At 55.1% G+C, this 19,446-nt stretch carries 16 protein-coding genes and 3 tRNA genes; 9 read left to right on the top strand and 10 right to left on the bottom strand.

Annotation, left to right across the window (positions count from 1 at the left end):
- Position 1 precedes the first annotated feature (1 nt).
- Positions 2–904 carry a LysR family transcriptional regulator gene (locus tag ACR0B3_RS02360; RefSeq protein WP_480807687.1) on the bottom strand — a complete coding sequence of 301 codons (903 nt, stop codon included), beginning with the start codon at positions 902–904 and terminating at the stop codon, positions 2–4.
- Between the two features lie 104 nt (positions 905–1,008).
- Between ACR0B3_RS02360 and ACR0B3_RS02355 the strand changes: the two genes are divergently transcribed.
- Together ACR0B3_RS02355 and ACR0B3_RS02350 are read left to right on the top strand one after the other, a co-directional pair.
- The gene (locus ACR0B3_RS02355) at positions 1,009–2,508 is read left to right on the top strand and encodes a CoA-acylating methylmalonate-semialdehyde dehydrogenase (RefSeq protein WP_480807686.1); all 1,500 of its coding nucleotides are present in this window, start codon (positions 1,009–1,011) and stop codon (positions 2,506–2,508) included.
- Between the two features lie 187 nt (positions 2,509–2,695).
- The gene (locus tag ACR0B3_RS02350; protein WP_170684058.1) at positions 2,696–3,295 is read left to right on the top strand and encodes a L,D-transpeptidase; all 600 of its coding nucleotides are present in this window, start codon (positions 2,696–2,698) and stop codon (positions 3,293–3,295) included.
- Positions 3,296–3,363: 68 nt separating this feature from the next.
- Here ACR0B3_RS02350 and ACR0B3_RS02345 read toward each other — a convergent pair whose 3' ends face one another.
- Both ACR0B3_RS02345 and ACR0B3_RS02340 read right to left on the bottom strand, forming a co-directional pair.
- On the bottom strand, positions 3,364–3,840 hold the full coding sequence (locus ACR0B3_RS02345; RefSeq protein ID WP_480807685.1) for a fasciclin domain-containing protein: 477 nt from the start codon (positions 3,838–3,840) through the stop codon (positions 3,364–3,366).
- 71 nt (positions 3,841–3,911) lie between these two features.
- Entirely contained in the window at positions 3,912–4,769 is an 858-nt protein-coding gene (locus ACR0B3_RS02340) for a class I SAM-dependent methyltransferase (RefSeq protein ID WP_480807684.1), read from the bottom strand.
- 129 nt (positions 4,770–4,898) lie between these two features.
- On the opposite strand from ACR0B3_RS02340, the gene ACR0B3_RS02335 reads away from it, so the two are divergent.
- Positions 4,899–6,014: a carboxylate-amine ligase gene (locus tag ACR0B3_RS02335; protein WP_170684064.1), complete on the top strand. Its 1,116-nt coding sequence runs from the start codon at positions 4,899–4,901 to the stop codon at positions 6,012–6,014.
- 2 nt (positions 6,015–6,016) lie between these two features.
- Here ACR0B3_RS02335 and ACR0B3_RS02330 read toward each other — a convergent pair whose 3' ends face one another.
- Positions 6,017–6,877, bottom strand: coding sequence for a hypothetical protein (locus tag ACR0B3_RS02330; protein WP_480807683.1), 861 nt, complete (start codon positions 6,875–6,877; stop codon positions 6,017–6,019).
- Between the two features lie 158 nt (positions 6,878–7,035).
- Here ACR0B3_RS02330 and ACR0B3_RS02325 point away from each other — a divergent pair, with 158 nt between their 5' ends.
- From ACR0B3_RS02325 to ACR0B3_RS02310, 4 genes are all read left to right on the top strand, one after another.
- Complete coding sequence (locus ACR0B3_RS02325; protein WP_480807682.1) at positions 7,036–8,178, top strand: acyl-CoA dehydrogenase family protein; 1,143 nt, start codon at positions 7,036–7,038, stop codon at positions 8,176–8,178.
- 8 nt (positions 8,179–8,186) lie between these two features.
- The gene (locus ACR0B3_RS02320) at positions 8,187–9,227 is read left to right on the top strand and encodes an enoyl-CoA hydratase/isomerase family protein (protein WP_480807681.1); all 1,041 of its coding nucleotides are present in this window, start codon (positions 8,187–8,189) and stop codon (positions 9,225–9,227) included.
- A 3-nt stretch (positions 9,228–9,230) separates the two neighbouring features.
- Positions 9,231–10,103 carry a 3-hydroxyisobutyrate dehydrogenase gene (gene mmsB, locus ACR0B3_RS02315; RefSeq protein ID WP_480807680.1) on the top strand — a complete coding sequence of 291 codons (873 nt, stop codon included), beginning with the start codon at positions 9,231–9,233 and terminating at the stop codon, positions 10,101–10,103.
- Between the two features lie 103 nt (positions 10,104–10,206).
- Positions 10,207–10,599 (top strand): hypothetical protein, encoded by a 393-nt coding sequence (locus ACR0B3_RS02310; protein WP_480807679.1) that lies wholly within the window; start codon positions 10,207–10,209, stop codon positions 10,597–10,599.
- A gap of 5 nt (positions 10,600–10,604) precedes the next feature.
- Here the strand turns inward: ACR0B3_RS02310 and uvrA are convergent, their stop codons facing one another.
- The 4 genes from uvrA to ACR0B3_RS02290 form a co-directional block, all read right to left on the bottom strand.
- Complete coding sequence (gene uvrA, locus ACR0B3_RS02305) at positions 10,605–13,463, bottom strand: excinuclease ABC subunit UvrA (protein WP_480807678.1); 2,859 nt, start codon at positions 13,461–13,463, stop codon at positions 10,605–10,607.
- 104 nt (positions 13,464–13,567) lie between these two features.
- Positions 13,568–14,134 carry a class I SAM-dependent methyltransferase gene (locus ACR0B3_RS02300; protein ID WP_480807677.1) on the bottom strand — a complete coding sequence of 189 codons (567 nt, stop codon included), beginning with the start codon at positions 14,132–14,134 and terminating at the stop codon, positions 13,568–13,570.
- Between the two features lie 95 nt (positions 14,135–14,229).
- Positions 14,230–14,306, bottom strand: a tRNA-Asp gene (locus ACR0B3_RS02295).
- A gap of 45 nt (positions 14,307–14,351) precedes the next feature.
- Positions 14,352–14,428, bottom strand: a tRNA-Asp gene (locus tag ACR0B3_RS02290).
- A 214-nt stretch (positions 14,429–14,642) separates the two neighbouring features.
- On the opposite strand from ACR0B3_RS02290, the gene ACR0B3_RS02285 reads away from it, so the two are divergent.
- A tRNA-Val gene (locus tag ACR0B3_RS02285) sits at positions 14,643–14,717 on the top strand.
- Between the two features lie 77 nt (positions 14,718–14,794).
- On the opposite strand, the gene ACR0B3_RS02280 is transcribed toward ACR0B3_RS02285, so the two are convergent.
- Complete coding sequence (locus tag ACR0B3_RS02280; RefSeq protein WP_480807676.1) at positions 14,795–15,022, bottom strand: hypothetical protein; 228 nt, start codon at positions 15,020–15,022, stop codon at positions 14,795–14,797.
- Positions 15,023–15,243: 221 nt separating this feature from the next.
- Between ACR0B3_RS02280 and ACR0B3_RS02275 the strand changes: the two genes are divergently transcribed.
- Positions 15,244–16,830, top strand: a complete 1,587-nt coding sequence (locus tag ACR0B3_RS02275) for an APC family permease (RefSeq protein ID WP_480807675.1) — start codon at positions 15,244–15,246, stop codon at positions 16,828–16,830.
- Positions 16,831–16,880: 50 nt separating this feature from the next.
- On the opposite strand, the gene lon is transcribed toward ACR0B3_RS02275, so the two are convergent.
- Positions 16,881–19,289 carry an endopeptidase La gene (lon, locus tag ACR0B3_RS02270; RefSeq protein WP_480807674.1) on the bottom strand — a complete coding sequence of 803 codons (2,409 nt, stop codon included), beginning with the start codon at positions 19,287–19,289 and terminating at the stop codon, positions 16,881–16,883.
- Between the last annotated feature and the right edge of the window lie 157 nt (positions 19,290–19,446).

The raw sequence follows: 19,446 nt of genomic DNA, 5'->3' as shown, positions 1-19,446 counted from the left end.
GTCAAGGTGAAGCTTCCGCTTCCAGCCGCGCTACTTCGTCCCGCAAGCCACGAGTCAGTGCTTCGGCAAATCGATTCAGTCGTTCATTGCGTTGATCACCTTGATGGCGGACAAGATAGAACCCCCGGGTCAAACTTATCTGATCCGTCAGTATTTTCCGCAATTCTCGATGAAACGGCAGAGTGAAATCATGCGCCACACAGACCCCTGTCCCCAATGAGACCTGCCGCAGCTGGACGGAAACCGAGTTTGATGCAAGAGCGACACGCTCAACCCCAATATCATTGAGATAATCCAACTCCCGATCAAAGATCATGTCAGGAATGTACCCGATCATCCGATGACCGCGCAGGTCATCTGTGGATCGGATGGCGGAATGGCGACTCAGATATTCCTGCGTTGCAACCATATGCAGTTGGTAATCGGTAATTTTTTGAACCAGCAACTGCCCAGCGGTCGGCGCACTGACTGTGATTGCCATATCAGCCTCTCGCCGCGACAGGTTGATGATGCGCGGCAAGGCCAGAATCTGAATGTCGAGGTCAGGATTTGCATCGCTGATCTTTGCGCATACCTGCGGCAAAAGATAATTCGCACAGCCGTCCGGCGCACCGATCCGAATCTGGCCGCTTAGAGATTTGGTTGAGCCTGACGTTACGCCGGTTGCTGCACGCATCGCCTCTTCGGCTTGAAGTCCATGCTCCATCAGACGCTGGCCCGCGGTCGTCAACACATAGCCCTGCTGCGACTTAGTAAACAATACTGCGTCCAAAGCCGCTTCTAGCCGTGCGATCCGGCGCCCAACGGTTGCTGGATCGATCTTAAGCACCCGACCTGCCGCCGAAAGGCTTTCGTCGCGCGCAACCGCCAGAAAGACCCGTAAATCATCCCAATTCGGCGTCATGAACAATCCTTTGCATTTTTGCAAAACCAGTTTGAAATATTGCCTCTGTTCAGGTGATTTTCGCAAGCCTATTCTGCGCGCAGCTTTATTTGGAGGAGTTTGCGATGAACGACCTGACTCATTTCATCAATGGTGAAAACGTCGCCGGCACATCGGGCCGTTTCGACGAAGTCTTCAACCCCGCCACCGGCGAAGCGCAGTATAAATGCCCGATGGCCAGCGCGGCTGAGACCACCGCAGCCATCGAAGACGCCGCTGCGGCTCAAGTCGCGTGGGGCGCAACCAACCCGCAGAAACGCGCGCGCGTGATGATGGCGATGGTTGGCCTGATGAACCGCGAAATGGATAGACTGGCCGAAGCGCTCAGCCGAGAGCACGGCAAAACCCTGCCAGACGCCAAAGGCGATCTGCAGCGTGGTCTGGAGGTGATCGAATACTGCATCGGTGCACCCCAAATGCTGAAGGGCGAATTCACCGACAGCGCGGGTCCGGGCATCGACATGTATTCGATGCGTCAGCCTTTGGGCGTTGTTGCTTCGATCATGCCCTTTAACTTCCCCGCGATGATGCCATTGTGGCACGTTGGCCCGGCACTGGCTTGCGGTAATGCAGTGGTTCTGAAGCCGTCCGAGCGCGACCCTTCGGTGCCCTTGATGCTGGCGGAGCTGTTCATCGAAGCCGGTCTGCCCAAAGGTGTGTTCCAGGTCGTAAATGGCGACAAAGAGGCCGTTGACACCCTGCTGGACAGCGAGATCATTCAGGGCGTGAGTTTCGTGGGCTCAACCCCGATCGCACAATATATCTATGCCCGCGCGACCGCGAACGGCAAACGCGCGCAGTGCTTTGGCGGCGCCAAAAACCATATGATCGTCATGCCCGACGCTGATCTGGATCAGGCCGCCGACGCTCTGGTTGGGGCTGGCTATGGCGCGGCGGGTGAACGCTGCATGGCAATCTCAGTCGCGGTACCGGTAGGCGAAGAAACCGCCGACGCATTGATCGAAAAACTGATCCCGCGCGTCGAAAAGCTGAAGGTAGGTCCCTACACCGCTGGTGATGATGTTGACATGGGACCGGTCGTGACCGGTGCCGCGAAAGAACGTATTTTGGGCCTGATCAATTCGGGGGTCGAACAAGGTGCGAAGCTGGTTGTCGACAACCGTGATTTCAGCCTGCAGGGATACGAAGACGGCTTCTTTGTTGGCCCTCATCTGTTTGATTATGTCACGCCCGATATGGACATTTACAAGCAGGAAATCTTTGGGCCGGTTCTCTCAACCGTACGTGCTGGCTCGTATGAAGAGGCGCTGAAGCTGGCAATGGATCATGAATACGGCAACGGCACCGCGATTTTCACCCGCGACGGAGATACAGCGCGTGATTTTGCCAACCGCGTGAATATCGGCATGGTCGGCATCAATGTCCCGATCCCTGTTCCGCTGGCCTACCACACATTTGGCGGCTGGAAGAAATCCATGTTCGGAGATCTGAACCAACACGGGCCTGATAGCTTCAAGTTCTATACTCGCACCAAAACTATCACCTCACGCTGGCCGTCGGGGATCAAGGAAGGCGGCGAGTTCAATTTCAAGGCTATGGACTAATCAATCCGAGCCTTCTTCATAAAACCCGGCCGCACAGGCCGGGTTTTTCGTTTTTCAAAGCTGGTTCTCGCTGGTTTGGACACCTCACAAGAAATTCAGAGGCCAACCACTGGAAATTTACATCAATCGCCAATATTTTATCGGCAAATCAGCCAGACGAGCAGTTCGTATCTTTCCGGAGGCAACATTGTCCCAAAATCGTTTTACCCGTCGTCATGCCCTGTTGGGCGCCGCATCTCTGATCGCGACCCCCGCCCTTGTACGCGCTCAAAGCAGCGATGCTTTCCCGCAGGATGAAGAAGCCATCAGCACGCAGTTGCCGGTACGCCGAAACGTATCCTCGTTCTCGCAACAGAACTGGCAGGATCATTTTGACGAGTTGGGTGTTGGCGCGCTGTTGGCCGACATCACCAGCCGCGCAGTGCACTATTGGGGGCCAGACGGAACCTATAAGCTTTATCCAAGCTCGGTTCCCATGAGCGAAGAACTGACTAAGCGTGGATATACCAAGGTCACGCGCAAAGCGGAAAACCCAAGCTGGACACCAACAGCTTCGATGCGCGAGCGCGACCCTTCACTGCCGGTTCGCATGGAAGGTGGCGATCCGGGCAACCCGCTGGGTACGCGTGCCATGTATCTGGGCTGGCCTGCCTATCTGGTTCACGGCACCCACGACACTCGCAAGATCGGACGGCAGAGCTCATCTGGATGCATCGGCCTCTACAACCAGCACGTGGAAGAGCTGTATCCGCTCGTACAAGTCGGCACTCAAGTCCGCCTTCTGTAAGAAGCTTCGTATCAACGCAAAAGCCCCGGCCATCTGGACCGGGGCTTTTCAGTTTGGGGGTGGTAGTATTATTCGGGGATTATCACTTCGTCGATCACATGGATCACACCATTGCTGGCCTCGATATCGGCCTGGATGACTTCGGCACCGTTCACCTTGACGCCGTTCCTGGCGTTTACGCTCAGACGGTCACCTTGAACAGTCAGAACCTTCGCGCGCTTGCCAGCAATATCACCCGACATCACTTTGGCTGGGACCACATGATAGGTCAGGATCGATACTAGCTGATCCTTGTTTTCCGGCAGAAGAAGGGTTTCGACCGTTCCCTCGGGAAGCGCAGCAAATGCTTCATCCGTAGGGGCAAATACTGTAAACGGACCTTTGTCCTTCAGTGTGTCAACCAAACCTGCGGCCTGAACAGCGGCGACCAGAGTGTTGAACGACCCAGCAGAGACTGCGGTGTCTACAATATCTGCGGCCTGCGCCTTGACGGGCAGTGCAAGTGCGAGTGCGGCGGCGGCGCCCATGAATGTGCGGCGGAACATGGCTGTTTACTCCTCTCCAGCTTGTTATGGAAAGGAGTACGGACCTTTTGCCGCGCCGGATCACATTGCGATCATTTTTCTTTGAACTGCACCCAGATGCTTTGCGCCCTGCCGTCTTTCAGAAATGGTAACACCTCGGTCGCATCGGGGCGTTCCTGCTGCAGGTAGTATCCCGGCCAAAGCATTGAAAAGGAACCTGATTGCAGCAGGGCGTGCAGCATATATTGCTCACCCCAACCCGGGCAGTCATAGAAAAACCGTTTCGGATATTCATAGGGCAGAAAAACATCATGCACATGAATGACAACGCCCGGTTTCAGCGCCGGAATGATACGGCAGAACAGGTGGGCGACATCGTTGCTCATCCGAACGACATGGCTTGAATCGATGAACAACACGTCGCCGGCTTCAAGCTGATCGAATATTGCAGGATCCACTTCTTCCAGCCGCTTCTGTTCGAACCGGTCTACGACCTGAGCGATATCGGCACGTGGATATGGGTCAATTGCTGTTATGGTCGTCTCCAACCCACCATCAATGATCGCTTGCCGCGTCACGCGGGTCGAGTTTCCACAACCTACTTCGATCACGCGCTTGGGCTGAAAACGGCGGATCATTAGGTACAACGCGTCCGCATCCGGGCTGTCATAATAGCCATTTTCTGGTGCGTAACCCGTCTGGTTCCGCGCCGGATCTTTCAGCGCTGCAAGCGCATCTGCGTGGCGCGCATACTCTTCCGCCAACTGCGTTACATCAAAACCATCCATCCCCGGTGACAGGGCATAGGTCGGACGGGTCAGCCCCCCTGCCCGTTCAAACGCTTCAAGCCGCGCTCGTTCGTCCTGTTCCGTGACCTTATCAATCAGCTTCACGCCGAGCTCATCTAGGGCGGCATTGATCTGCGGAAATTTTCTGGGTTTCACGAGCATTGCTCCAAACTGCTTTGCGTCTGTTCCTTACCTGTGCACGCAAGCTCTCTGCAAGAACCGTTGCGGCAAACCCTTGGCAAAAGTGCAAATTCCGTATTCACTGAATGGAATTCAACGATGAGGACCGCAATGCAGCAGGAATTCACGTTAGGGATCGAGGAAGAGTATCTGCTGGTTGATCGTGACAGCCTGCAGCTTGCGCATGCTCCAACCGCCTTGATCGAGGCCTGCCAGAATGACTTTGAAGGTCAGGTTAGCCCCGAATTCCTGCAATGTCAGATTGAAGTAGGCACCCGGCCCCACGCAACCATCAAGTCGGCGCGCGAGGACCTCAAGCGGCTTAGGTCCTGTGTGTCAGAACGCGCGGCGGAGTATAATTTGTCGCCGATTGCAGTATCGTGCCATCCGTTTGCGAATTGGAAGGATCAGCACCACACCCGGAAAGAGCGTTATGATGCCCTTCAACATGCCTTGGGCGGTGTAGCGCGGCGCATGTTGATTTGCGGTATGCATGTTCATGTCGGCGTCGAAGATCAAGCATTGCGCGCAGATCTGATGCCGCAGCTTTCCTACTTCCTACCTCATCTATTGGCGCTGTCCACATCCTCACCTTATTGGAACGGAGAGGACACCGGCCTGTCTTCATACAGGTTGACCGTTTTCGACAACCTGCCCCGGACCGGCCTGCCCCCGGTGTTCAACAGTTGGGGAGAATATGAGCGCACCACCGGCGTACTGGTCGAACTCGGCGTGATCGAGGACACCTCAAAAATCTGGTGGGATCTGCGCCCCTCTCACCGTTTTCCCACGTTGGAAACGCGCATCATGGACGTGCAGCCTCGCTTGGAGCATACGCTGTCTCTGGCCGCAATGGTGCAGGCACTAACGCGGATGCTGTGCCGCCTGAAGGCCCGGAACCTGCGGTGGCGGCAGTATGACAAATTCCTGATCGGCGAAAACCGCTGGCGTGCGCAGCGTTATGGAGTCGGCGAAGGTTTGATCGATTTTGGCGATCGCTCGATCAAGCCAATGGCCGAGTTGATCGGAGAGCTGATGGGTATGCTTGCTGAAGACACCGAAGCCTTGGGCACCATGACCGAACTCGCCCGTCTCAGGCAGATCGCCGAAACCGGCACATCCGCCACACGTCAGCGCCGCGTCCATGCCGAAGCAGTTGCGCGTGGGGACGATCCCGGCATGGCCGTCGTCAAACATCTGATCGAAGAATTTCATGCCGACCTATAGGCCTAGACTGCTGCCAAAATCTCTTTGATCCGATCAGCGACAGGTTCGTACAGATCGCGATCCGTCCAATATCCGTTGTGCGACAATGGGTTCCAGGACGTAAAGATTTTGCCCGCGTTGATCGCCTTGTCTTTCAGGGCCCCACTTTGCGCAAGCTGCGCATAGCTCGGGGCGCTCTTACCCAAAGGAAAACCCAGTACGTCGTGTTTGTCATAATAATTTCGCCACCAGGTCGAGAATTGCAACGCGGGAGCCAACGCACGATTGGGGGCCATGATCGGGAAGATTTCATTCTCTGGATATGCGAATAGAAAAATCGGGATGTTGCATCCGAAAGTCACGATGCCGGCGACGGTTTTCATGTTCTCAACATCCGTCGGATGTACAGGTGAGCCACCTTGCCGCAGATGTCGCTGCATATCGTAAATATAGTTTGACATGATGTGCCCGCCCAGCGAATGGGCCAATACAAGAACGGGCCCCTGTGGTCCGACCTGATGCTTTACAACGCCCATTACGTTCTCGATCTTCTTGTGAATCGCCTCATAAATCTTGTCACCATCATCGGGCGTGGGACGGTAAGATGCAGCATCTGACAGATTGCAAACAACAAACTCGCGCAGCTTGTCATATCCAAGGCTTCGATTGACCTTGCGCAAGTATTCCTTTTGCCGTCCCTGCAAGATCTGTGCCCAAACCACCTCGTGCCAGATCACATCGTCCATATCCGCGCCCACTCGGTTCGACACGCGCCGTTTCAGCCCCTTGGAAAAGGTCGGTGTAGTCGAAGGCGGCTGGCCCTGAGGATTGTGCTGGCTACCCATGCCATGGATCACGACCACGGCGAGTTTGTGCGAAGGCATAAGAATACTCCTTAATGACCAAAATTCTCAATTCGCGCAGTATACTCCATCGCCTCGATATCACCTAAATCACTGCGTTTGCCGTCGCTGAAAAATTTCTGTAAGGATTGAAGAATAAAACGCTCGTTCAATTCTACAGCCAACAGGAAATACACGTTATGGATTTCGCGCTGACCGAGGAACAAACGGCCATCTTCGACATGGCGCACGCTTTTGGCCAAGACCACATCGCCCCTTTCGCGCGTCAGTGGGAAGCTGAGGGCACCATCCCCAAAGATCTTTGGCCCAAAATCGGCGAGCTTGGCTTTGGTGGCCTCTATGTCTCGGAAGAGGCTGGCGGGTCAGGCCTGAGCCGGCTGGATGCAACTCTGGTTTTCGAGGCTCTATCGATGGCCTGTCCCTCGGTTGCGGCGTTTCTTTCGATCCACAACATGTGCGCCAAAATGCTGGACAGTTTTGGCAGCGACGATCTGAAATCCCGCATCATGCCAGACGTTCTTAGCTTGGAAATCGTGCTCAGCTATTGCCTAACTGAACCCGGATCGGGATCGGATGCAGCCGCCTTGAAAACCCGCGCCGAACGCACCAACGAGGGTTACACGCTCAACGGCACCAAGGCCTTTATCTCTGGCGGAGGTTACTCGGACGCCTATGTTTGCATGGTCCGAACAGGTGCGGATGGCCCCAAGGGAATCTCTACAGTCTATGTCGAAGATGGCACACCGGGCTTAAGCTTTGGTGCGTTGGAACAGAAAATGGGCTGGAAAAGTCAACCAACCACTCAGGTCCAGTTTGATGATTGCAAAATTCCATCCGGCAATCTGGTCGGAACTGAAGGCGATGGATTCAAATACGCGATGATGGGATTGGACGGCGGCCGTTTGAATATCGCCTCCTGCTCGCTGGGAGCCGCCCAGAACGGCCTGAACATGACCATGCAGTACATGTCCGAGCGCAAGGCCTTTGGGCAATCGATCGATCAGTTTCAAGCGCTGCAGTTTAGACTGGCCGATATGGAGATCGAATTGCAGGCGGCACGCACCTTCTTACGACAGGCGGCGTGGAAGCTGGATCAGGGTGCACCGGATGCGACCAAGTTTTGCGCGATGGCCAAGAAATTCGTGACCGAGACCGGATCGAAGGTCGTGGACCAATGCCTGCAATTGCACGGCGGATATGGTTATCTGGCTGACTATGGCATCGAGAAACTCGTGCGGGATTTGCGCGTTCATCAGATACTGGAAGGCACGAATGAGATCATGCGCGTGATCGTCGCGCGCCAGATGCTCTCAAACCGTTGAGGTCTTTAATGTCCGACATTGACATTCGCACAACGGGCCGCGCCGGGCGCATCACCCTGACGCGGCCGCAGGCTTTGAATGCACTCAGCTATGAAATGTGCATGGCCATCGATACTGCCCTGCGCGACTGGCGCGAGGATGATGAGGTTGATCTGATCATCCTCGACGCTGAAGGTGAGAAAGCCTTTTGTGCGGGTGGAGATATCGCTGAACTCTATGAGACCGGCACCGCGGGAAACTATGCATATGGTCGGAAATTCTGGCGGGACGAATACCGACTAAACGCCTTGATTTTTGAGTACCCAAAACCAGTCGTCAGCTTCCTGCAAGGTTTTACCATGGGCGGCGGCGTTGGAATTGGTTGCCATGGAAGCCATCGGGTCGTTGGAGAAAGCTCAAAGATTGCGATGCCGGAATGCTCAATCGGGCTTGTCCCTGATGTGGGCGGATCGCTGATGTTGGCGCTGGCACCGGGACGTTTGGGAGAATACCTGGGCACGACCGGATATCGCATGGGACCTGCAGACGCGATACTTGCCGGGTTTGCCGATCACTTTGTTCCGCAAGAGAAATGGCCGGAACTGGTCGACCTTCTGGAAGCGTCGGGACGCGCCGAACTGGTCCATGAACATTCAGTCCCCGCCCCCGAAAGCGCCTTGGCTAACATTCAAGATCGCATCGACAAATTCTTCGATGGAAAAGGGCTGGATGAGGTTCTGGACAGCCTGCGCAACGATAGCACAGAATTTTCGACGAAAATTCTCGATACGCTGTCGAAGAATTCTCCGATCTCAATGGCATGTTCGCTCGAGATTGTGCATCGTCTGCGAAGCACAGGCCCGACGTTGCAAAATGCGTTAGAATTGGAATACCGCTTTACCTATCGCGCGATGGAACATGGGGATTTTCTGGAAGGCATACGAGCCCAGATCATTGATAAAGACCGCAATCCCAAATGGCAGTTTGCTGATCTAAAGGTTCCAACGGAAGCGGTTTCCAAAATGCTACATCCGCTTGGAGCGGACGCTCTAAGTTTTTCAGAGGAGTAAGGGATGAGAATCGCATTCATAGGTCTGGGCAATATGGGCGCGCCGATGGCAGCCAATCTGGCACGCGCAGGTCACGAGGTTATCGGCTTCGACCAGGCAGATGTCGCGGTTGATGGCGTTGCTATGGCTGCCTCAAGTGCAGAAGCAGTTGCAAGCGCTGACGCTGTCATCACCATGCTTCCAAACGGCCAGATCCTGCGTGCCGTTGCTGACGAAGTCATACCGGCGATGCAAGATGGCGCCGTCCTCATCGATTGTTCCACGGTAGATGTCGACAGCGCGCGCATGGTGGCGAAACAAGCGTCGCAGGCCGGTTTGCTCTCGGTGGATGCTCCGGTCTCTGGCGGAATTGGCGGTGCGGCGGCAGGCACCTTGACGTTCATGGCTGGTGGCTCTGATACCGCCTTTGCCAAAGCCGCTCCGCTATTTGAAATCATGGGCCAGAAAGCCGTACATTGCGGTGAAGCCGGCGCTGGTCAGGCTGCCAAGATCTGCAACAACATGATCCTTGGTGTCACCATGATCGCCACCTGCGAAGCGTTTGCCCTTGCCGACAAACTGGGATTGGACCGTCAAAAGATGTTCGATGTAGTCAGCACCTCATCTGGATATAGCTGGACAATGAATGCCTATTGCCCTGCCCCCGGTGTTGGCCCCGAAAGCCCATCTGACAACGACTATAACCCTGGCTTTGCTTCTGAACTCATGCTCAAAGACCTGCGCCTTAGCCAACAGGCCGCAGAAAGCGCGGACGCCGATACCCCGATGGGGCAGATCGCGACGATGCTTTATGAGCAATTTGTGGAAAAAGAGAATGGATTGGGCCGAGACTTCAGCGCCATGCTGCCGCGGTTTGAGAAACGCAGCCGCAGCTGACAGTTCGGTGGCGGAAAACCGCACAGGGATGGAATTCCGTAAGGCGCGTACTTAGGTGTTTGGGTAATGTGTAAGTACACAACCTTTGCCGGAGCGCGCCTTAATGAACACCCTGACCCGTTCTTTCATGATCGCCCTTATTGCGCTGAGCCCTGCTGCCGCATTGGCAGGTAATGGAAATGGCAAAGGTAAAGGCAAGTCCAAGCTGCAGGTCGAGCGGATTGCGCCGCAATCTGGCGTCGTTCGTGGCAGTGTTGGTCATTGTCCTCCGGGCCTTGCCAAAAAGGCTGTGCCCTGTGTACCGCCCGGGCAAGCCAAAAAGCTATATCGCACCGGCGACCGGATTGGTGACTACGTTTGGATCGACGATCCCTATCGGTATGGCTTGCGACGCGGCGGCAATTATGTGCGCGCGGGGGATTACGTGTATTCAATCGATCCCGACACGCACAAAGTTCTGAATCTGATCGGTGCCGTCGCTGACATACTGTACTGATCGCGCTACTCGGCGGCTACGCGTTCGTTACTCAGCATTGGTTTCAGATACCGCCCAGTGTGGCTACGCTCGCATTCTGCAACGTCTTCCGGCGTACCGACTGCAACGATCTGACCTCCTCCATCGCCGCCTTCAGGACCGATATCAATGATCCAGTCAGCGGTTTTAACGACGTCCAGATTATGCTCGATCACGACCACTGTGTTGCCCTGATCAACAAGTTCATGCAGCACTTCCAATAGCTTACGCACGTCTTCGAAATGAAGCCCTGTCGTGGGCTCATCAAGAATGTACAGCGTCCGCCCGGTCGAACGTTTGCTCAACTCTTTCGACAGCTTCACCCGTTGCGCCTCACCGCCCGACAAGGTCGTCGCCTGTTGACCAACCTTGATATAACCAAGCCCAACGCGTGCCAGGGCGTCCATCTTATCCCGAATGGACGGCACCGCCTTGAAGAACTCCTGAGCGTCTTCAACCGTCATATCAAGCACATCCGCGATGGATTTACCCTTGAACTTGATCTCGAGCGTCTCGCGGTTATAACGCGCGCCCTTGCAGGTCTCGCAAGTCACATAGACATCAGGCAGAAAGTGCATCTCGATCTTGATGACACCATCCCCCTGACAGGCTTCGCAACGTCCACCCTTGACGTTAAAGCTGAAACGACCGGGTTTATACCCACGCGCCTTGGCCTCGGGCAACCCGGCGAACCAGTCGCGGATCGGGGTGAAGGCCCCGGTGTAAGTCGCTGGATTCGAACGCGGAGTCCGCCCGATGGGACGCTGATCGATGTCGATCACCTTGTCGAGGTGTTCAAGCCCTTTGATCGTTTCGCAAGGTGCCGGAGTCTGGCGGGCTCCATTCAACCGCATCGAAGCCGTTTTGAACAATGTCTCGATTGTCAGCGTCGATTTCCCACCACCGGACACACCGGTTACACAGACAAATTTGCCCAGCGGGAAGTCGGCTGTGACGTTCTTAAGATTGTTCCCGGTGGCCTTGACCACGCTTACTTTCTGCTTCTTTCCCTTCCGCCGCTCGGTCGGTACGGCGATCTCACGGGTTCCAGAAAGATATTGGCCAGTTATTGAGGCTGTATCGCTTGCAATATGCTCGGGCGTACCGTGACTGACCACCTGCCCGCCATGTACACCAGCTCCAGGACCGATATCGAAGACGTAATCCGCCTCTCGAATAGCCTCTTCGTCATGTTCAACAACGATCACCGTGTTTCCTTGGTCGCGCAGGTTCTTGAGCGTATCCAACAGGCGGTCATTGTCGCGCTGGTGAAGGCCAATCGAGGGCTCATCCAACACATACAATACCCCGGTCAGGCCCGATCCGATCTGGCTGGCCAAACGAATACGCTGACTTTCACCACCCGACAGGGTGCCACTTGAACGAGACAGTGTAAGATATTCCAATCCAACGTTATTCAGAAATCCCAGCCGCTCGCGAATCTCTTTCAGTATAGCGCGTGCAATCTCGTTGTTCTGCGCACTCAGATGGTTCGGGGCGTCTTCAATCCAAGCCAGCGCCTCGCGGATCGACATTTCGACGACCTGTCCAACATGCAAACCCGCGATCTTGACGGCCAGCGCTTCGGCACGCAGACGGTAGCCTTCGCATGTGCCGCAGGGTCGGTTGTTTTGATAACGCTCGAACTCTTCACGAATCCAAGCGCTGTCCGTCTCGCGATAACGGCGTTCCATATTTGGGATGACGCCCTCAAAGCTTCGGGTAACCTGATAAACACGTCCACCTTCGTCATAGCGGAACTGGATTTCCTCATCACCAGAGCCACGCAGAAACACCTGCTGAACCTTCTTGGGCAAATCCTTCCAAGGCGTGTTCTTGTCGAACTCGTAATGCCGCGCGATGGCTTCGATCGTTTGCAGAAAATAGGGCGATTTGCCCTTCCGCCACGGGGCCAGCGCCCCGTCATACAACTTCAACGTCTGGTCGGGCACGACGAGACGTTCATCAAAGAACAGTTCAACACCCAGACCGTCGCAATCCGGACAAGCCCCAAAGGGTGCGTTGAACGAAAATAGACGCGGCTCGATCTCGGGGATGGTAAATCCGCTGACCGGGCAGGCAAAGTTTTCGCTGAACGTTATCCGTTCAGGATCACCCTCTTTCGGTGCGGTTTCAAGGATTGCGATCCCATCCGCTAAATCCAATGCTGTCCGCAAACTGTCGGCTAGCCGGGTTTCCATGCCTTCACGCACGACCAGACGATCAACAACAACGTCGATATCGTGGCGGAATTTCTTGTCCAGCGTCGGCGGCTCATCCAGTTCGTAGAATTCTCCATCCACCTTGACGCGCTGGAAGCCCTGCTTGCGAAGTTCAAGGAACTCTTTCTTGTACTCACCTTTCCGGTCGCGCACGATTGGGGCCAGCAGGTAGCCGCGGGTGCCCTCCTCCATCGTCATGATCCGATCGACCATATCCTGCACTTGCTGTGCCTCAATTGGCAGCCCAGTGGCCGGGCTATAGGGCGTACCCGCACGGGCAAAGAGCAGGCGAAGATAGTCATATATCTCGGTCACGGTACCCACGGTCGAACGCGGGTTTTTCGAGGTTGTCTTCTGCTCAATCGAAATTGCCGGAGAGAGGCCGCTGATGTGGTCGACATCAGGCTTTTCCATCATATCAAGGAACTGACGCGCATAGGCAGACAAGCTTTCGACATAGCGGCGCTGTCCTTCAGCATAGATCGTATCAAACGCCAGTGAGGACTTGCCCGAGCCGGACAGACCGGTGATCACCACCAACTGATCGCGCGGAATGTCGACATCAATGCTCTTGAGGTTATGTTCGCGCGCGCCGCGCACCTCGATATTCTTCAGCTCAGCCATTCTGGCCCCCAACAAACAACGCTTTAGAGATAGGCGAGCAGCGCTGAGTCTCCAACCAAAAAATTAGAACAAATGAAGAACGAGCGGATTTTCGACAAATACGTCTAGTCGTGAGACTTCTGGGCAAGCGCCCATGCACAGATCGGAAAATCTGGATCATTTTCCAGATTGTCTGTTTCAGGGTCATAGACCGGTGGCCACTCGGGTTCGAGATTGCGTAAAGCGGCCTCACGGTTGCCCCATTGCTCAGCACGGATCAGTGCAGGATCAAACCCGCATTCGGCCAAAAGGTTCTTCAATCCGCGTGCGGACCAGCGCGAACAATCGTGTGGCGCGGCATGGTATGGGATGAAGAACGGAACGGCCAACCAGAAATACCCACCGGGTCGCAGCATCTCTAACACGTTCAGAGTGGCCTCTACCGGACGGTCCAAATGCTCCCACACTTGGTTGGCTAATATCAGATCAGACTTGCGGACCTGGTGTTGTGCATCCAACAAAGGGCCGGTGCAGATGTCATGCTGCCGATGCCATACCTGCAAATAGCTTTTGAAACCGAATTGTTTGCCCCACGAGCCCGAAATCTCAACAGCATCAAGCGCTTCCGGCTTCAACCCTCGCACCCATTTCCGGCTGCGCCGCGCCATGATGACTCGATTTAGACTGGTCACTATTTGCCCCTGATATTTTGCAGGCAATAAACCACATGACCGGCCCGATGTCGGTACCAAAAAGACGATTTGATCAACAATTTTGGGCAGGAAAATGGCGCGGTTGACGGGGCTCGAACCCGCGACCCCCGGCGTGACAGGCCGGTACTCTAACCAACTGAGCTACAACCGCGCATCTATTTTCGTGGCCTTTACCCTGGACCAAGGAGTGCAGCGATGGCGCGGTTGACGGGGCTCGAACCCGCGACCCCCGGCGTGACAGGCCGGTACTCTAACCAACTGAGCTACAACCGCCCGCTGCCCGTTCATCCCTGAACGTTTGGGTGTATTATGGCTACGCCCCGGCATCGTCAAGCGGCGTTTTGAAGTTTTTTAACCGAACCGGATTTTTTCCCATCTATTCGACTTGGCACACAACACCCGCAATCCGCGTATCTGTCGGCGAACCCGATAATAGCGCGCTTTGAACTTGCAGAGAACCGCAAGCCGCTGTATCGAGCGCCGCTATGGGTGATTAGCTCAGTGGTAGAGCGCTTCGTTCACATCGAAGATGTCAGGAGTTCAAATCTCTTATCACCCACCATATTTTCAATGGCTTACCGACAGTAGATAAAGTGACGCAAAGCCCGTTCTTTCAACACGCTAAGCGTGGCTTTTGTCCTATCCGCCAACGTAAACACCAGATTTCGGTCGATAGAATATCTTCTGGTCATGCAGCCGACCAAGCAGCTCATGGGCCCTGCGCACAAAGTCTTCGCGGGTCTGTCTGTCCTCGTTGCCTTCGTCAACCAGCGCGGCAGACCGTGCTGCGATGGCATGGCGCATGGCCTCTTCGATCAGATCCATATCTTCCACCGAAAGCTCGAACAAATCATTGTACTGAGGCATCCTGAGGTCTCCTAGCTTCGCGCAGGCTAATAGATTGCCCGAAGTTCCGGTTCATTTCCACCTCTATGGACTGCGGTTGATGGCTCCAATCCGACCCAAATGTTCGGTGATAAACGTATTGAGCCCAAGATTTCAGCACATTCTTAAAGACTTGCCACATTTCCGATCACCCGCTTATCCTACGGTCATTGATCTGGCGCATTTCCTGGGTGAATTTACAAATGGCAAATCTGAAGCGGGAAATTGGCCTGGTTGGTCTGACCTTCATTTCAGTTGGTGGCATTATCGGATCTGGCTGGCTGTTCGGTCCGCTTCTCGCTGTCCAACACGCAGGTCCAGCTGCCATCTTGTCCTGGATCATCGGTGCCGTTGCGATGTTCATTCTGGCGATCACGTTTGCCGAAATCTCGGCCATGCTGCCGATCCCCGGCGGGATCGCGCGGGTTCCGCAATTTTCTCACGGCAATATCGTGTCGATGGCAATGGGATGGACGGCTTGGATCGGCTACAACACCACCGCACCGATCGAGGTAGAGGCAATGCTCAAATACCTCGCCCCTTATGCGTCTTGGCTACATGCAGCAGATACAGGCGAATTGACCGGGGCTGGAGTGTCAGTAGCCTTGCTCTTCATGTTGTTATTCGTCGCTGTAAATGCGCTAGGTGTTAAATTCTTTGCACAGGTGAATGCGACCCTGACGTGGGCCAAGATCGGGATCCCAATCGTCCTGTCCGTCCTATTGATCGCGACTCGATTTGATGCGCAGAACTTCTCAACGCCTGATGGCTTCGCTCCTTACGGCCTCAAAGGGATCATGGCCGCGGTTTCTACCGGAGGCGTGATTTTCTCTTTCATAGGGTTCCGGCATGTCGTTGATATGGCTGGGGAAGTTCGCAACCCAAAGTTTGCCATCCCAGCCGCTCTGGTTCTGTCGATTGTGCTGTGCGCCTTGATATATCTGGGATTACAGGTCGCCTTTATTGGGGCACTTGACCCTGCAATGATCAGCAAAGGCTGGGCGAGCCTAAACTTTGGCGGTCAAGGACCACTGGACGGCGTCATCATGTCGGTCGGTCTGCTGTGGTTTCTCAGCCTGCTGAACATCGGATCGATTATCGGCCCATTTGGAAACGGTTTGGTTTCGACAGGTTCAAATGCGCGCATTGCAATGGCGCTGTCTCAGAACGGGTTCCTGCCAAAACGCCTGCAGAGGCTTTCTACCTTCGGTGTCCCTTGGTGGGCGCTGGCGCTGAACTTTCTGATAGGAACGCTCTTTCTGGTGACCGTACCGTTCACCACTGTCATCGCCTTGAACGGAGCAGCGATTGTGCTTTCATTCGCAGTAGGACCCATCGCCGTAGTATGCCTGCGGGACCTACTGCCAGATCAACCACGCTCGATCCGAATCCCAGCCGTCAAGCTCGTCGCGGTGACAGCCTTCGCCATTTCAACGCTGATCGTCTATTGGAGCGGTTGGGACACGGTTTGGAGGTTGGGTATCGCACTACTGGTTGGCATGGCACTGCTATTGATCCGTTTTCACAACCGACTGGACGAGATGGACGCCACCGAGGCGCTTTGGCTGATGCCTTATTTCTGTGGCTTGGGGCTGATTTCCTTCATGGGTCAGTTTGGTGACGGCGCACAGAAACAAATTCCGTTCGGCTGGGATATCCTGATTTGCGTCGCGTTTTCAGTGGTGGTCTTCGTACTTGCCGTGCGCTCGTCGCTTTCTGACAAGAAGTTTCAGGCCTACATCGCAAACGAGGAAGTGCTGGATCCAGCGAAACCTGTCATTGGTCTCTGAACCGAAAAAGGCGGGGAATAACCCCGCCTTTCTGACTTATCTGTAGGGCTTTAGTGAGCCGTCGCAGACGGTCCGGCGCCTTCCGCGGCTTTGGCCGCTGCAGCAGCAGCTTCTTCCGCAGCTTCGTCCCATTCAATAGACTCGGGCGTACGGACAAGCGCCTGCTCCAACACTTCCGAGACGTGTTTGACAGGAATGATCTCCAGCCCCTCTTTCACGTTGTCGGGGATATCCGCCAGATCCTTCTCATTCTCTTCGGGAATGAGAACGGTCTTGATCCCGCCACGCAGGGCCGCCAGCAGCTTTTCTTTCAGCCCGCCAATCGGCATGGCATTTCCGCGCAGCGAAACCTCGCCCGTCATGGCGATATCCTTGCGCACCGGAATGCCGGTTAGAACCGATACGATCGAGGTCACCATCGCCAAGCCCGCTGACGGCCCATCCTTGGGCGTCGCGCCATCGGGCACGTGCACGTGGATGTCGATCTTGTCGAACTGCGGCGGCTTCACCCCGATCTGGGGCGAAATCGAACGTACATAAGACGAGGCCGCGTCGATGGATTCTTTCATCACATCGCCCAGCTTACCGGTGGTCTTCATCCGCCCTTTACCGGGCAGTTTCAACGCCTCGATATGCAGAAGATCCCCACCAACCGATGTCCAGGCCAGACCGGTGACAACCCCGACCTGATCGTCCTGTTCGGCCAGGCCATAGCGGAATTTCGGCACCCCAAGGAAATCATCCAGATTTTCGGGCGTTACCGTTACGGTCTCAGCCTCTTTCTTGATGATCTTGGTCAGTGATTTACGCGCCACCTTTGCAATCTCGCGTTCGAGGTTCCTTACGCCCGCTTCGCGCGTGTAAGTGCGGATGATCGCCTGTAGTGCCTCATCGGTCAGCTCAAACTCCTTGGCTTTGAGGCCATGGTTCTTGATCTGCTTGCTGATCAGGTGTTGCTTGGCAATCTCGCTCTTTTCCTCTTCGGTGTAACCGGCCAGCGGGATGATCTCCATCCGGTCCAGCAGAGGCCCAGGCATGTTGTAGCTATTTGACGTGGTCAGGAACATCACGTTGGATAGGTCGTATTCGACCTCCAAGTAGTGGTCCATGAACGTGTTGTTCTGTTCCGGGTCCAACACTTCCAGCATCGCCGAAGCCGGATCGCCACGGAAATCCTGACCCATCTTGTCGATTTCATCCAACAAGATCAGCGGGTTCGTGGTTTTCGCTTTTTTCAGCGCCTGGATGATCTTACCCGGCATCGAACCGATATAGGTCCGACGGTGACCGCGAATCTCGGATTCATCGCGTACACCACCCAGCGAGATGCGAATAAATTCGCGCCCCGTGGCTTTGGCGACGGACTTTCCCAGCGAGGTTTTACCGACGCCCGGAGGGCCAACAAGGCACAGGATCGGGCCTTTCAGCTTTTTCGAACGCTGCTGAACCGCAAGATATTCGACGATCCGTTCCTTGACCTTTTCAAGCCCATAGTGATCGGCATCCAGAATATCCTGCGCCCGGCCCAGATCCTTTTTGACGCGGGATTTGGTGCCCCACGGCAGTGACAGAATCCAGTCCAGATAGTTGCGCACGACAGTGGCCTCGGCCGACATGGGCGACATGTTCTTGAGCTTTTTCAGCTCGCCCTCAGCCTTCTCACGCGCTTCTTTCGACAGCTTGGTCTCGGCGATCTTTTCTTCCAGCTCAGCAACTTCGTTGCTGCCATCCTCGCCATCACCCAGTTCTTTCTGAATGGCCTTCATCTGCTCATTCAGATAGTACTCGCGCTGCGTCTTCTCCATCTGGGATTTGACGCGGGTCTTGATCTTTTTCTCGACCTGCAGCACCGACATTTCGCCCTGCATCAGGCCATAGACCTTCTCAAGACGCTCGCTGACGCTGAGGGTTTCCAGAAGTTCCTGCTTTTGCTCGACCTCAATGCCCAGATGACCCGACACAAGATCGGCCAACTTGGCGGGCTCGGTGGTCTCACCGACCGCAGCCAGTGCTTCCTCGGGGATGTTCTTGCGCACCTTGGCATAACGTTCGAATTCGTCCGCAACGGTACGCAGCAGAGCTTCGGTCGTGGTGACATCGCCAGGGATCTCGGTCAGATACTCGGCGCGGGCTTCGAAAAATTGATCGTTTTCAAGAAATTCTGTGATCTGTACGCGCGCCTGCCCTTCGACCAGCACCTTGACGGTGCCGTCAGGCAGTTTCAGCAGTTGCAACACGTTGGCCAGTACGCCTGAACGGTAGATACCGTCAATTTCGGGATCATCTTCGCCGGGATCAACCTGGCTGGACAACAGAATTTGCTTGTCATCCTGCATCACCTCTTCCAGCGCGCGGACCGATTTATCTCGGCCCACGAACAGCGGCACGATCATATGTGGGAACACCACAATATCGCGCAACGGCAGGACGGGGTATGAGGAATTCAGAGGCTCTTGCATGCTCTATCCTTATCATTGGCAAGACGGCACCGGTCCCTCGTTCAGGCAACCTTCGGCCGTCTCCTGTCTTGGACGATAAAGGTGGGGCACCTGTTCCCCCATTTCAACCTCATCGCCGTTTGTCGTGATGCAGAATGACCCGTTGATTTGGGGACTT

This window comes from Ruegeria sp. CE9, from assembly GCF_056537425.1.
The sequence above is the reverse complement of the archived record's forward strand: the minus strand, read 5'-3'. Positions and strand labels throughout refer to the sequence as shown.

Coding starts and splice junctions, on each gene's coding strand:
- ACR0B3_RS02310 (WP_480807679.1), top strand. CDS start 10,207: ATGAACACCCTGACCCGTTCTTTCATGATCGCCCTTATTGCGCTGAGC.
- ACR0B3_RS02345 (WP_480807685.1), bottom strand. CDS start 3,840: ATGTTCCGCCGCACATTCATGGGCGCCGCCGCCGCACTCGCACTTGCA.
- uvrA (WP_480807678.1), bottom strand. CDS start 13,463: ATGGCTGAGCTGAAGAATATCGAGGTGCGCGGCGCGCGCGAACATAAC.
- ACR0B3_RS02325 (WP_480807682.1), top strand. CDS start 7,036: ATGGATTTCGCGCTGACCGAGGAACAAACGGCCATCTTCGACATGGCG.
- ACR0B3_RS02275 (WP_480807675.1), top strand. CDS start 15,244: ATGGCAAATCTGAAGCGGGAAATTGGCCTGGTTGGTCTGACCTTCATT.
- ACR0B3_RS02355 (WP_480807686.1), top strand. CDS start 1,009: ATGAACGACCTGACTCATTTCATCAATGGTGAAAACGTCGCCGGCACA.
- lon (WP_480807674.1), bottom strand. CDS start 19,289: ATGCAAGAGCCTCTGAATTCCTCATACCCCGTCCTGCCGTTGCGCGAT.
- ACR0B3_RS02340 (WP_480807684.1), bottom strand. CDS start 4,769: ATGCTCGTGAAACCCAGAAAATTTCCGCAGATCAATGCCGCCCTAGAT.
- ACR0B3_RS02320 (WP_480807681.1), top strand. CDS start 8,187: ATGTCCGACATTGACATTCGCACAACGGGCCGCGCCGGGCGCATCACC.
- ACR0B3_RS02330 (WP_480807683.1), bottom strand. CDS start 6,877: ATGCCTTCGCACAAACTCGCCGTGGTCGTGATCCATGGCATGGGTAGC.
- mmsB (WP_480807680.1), top strand. CDS start 9,231: ATGAGAATCGCATTCATAGGTCTGGGCAATATGGGCGCGCCGATGGCA.
- ACR0B3_RS02335 (WP_170684064.1), top strand. CDS start 4,899: ATGCAGCAGGAATTCACGTTAGGGATCGAGGAAGAGTATCTGCTGGTT.
- ACR0B3_RS02360 (WP_480807687.1), bottom strand. CDS start 904: ATGACGCCGAATTGGGATGATTTACGGGTCTTTCTGGCGGTTGCGCGC.
- ACR0B3_RS02280 (WP_480807676.1), bottom strand. CDS start 15,022: ATGCCTCAGTACAATGATTTGTTCGAGCTTTCGGTGGAAGATATGGAT.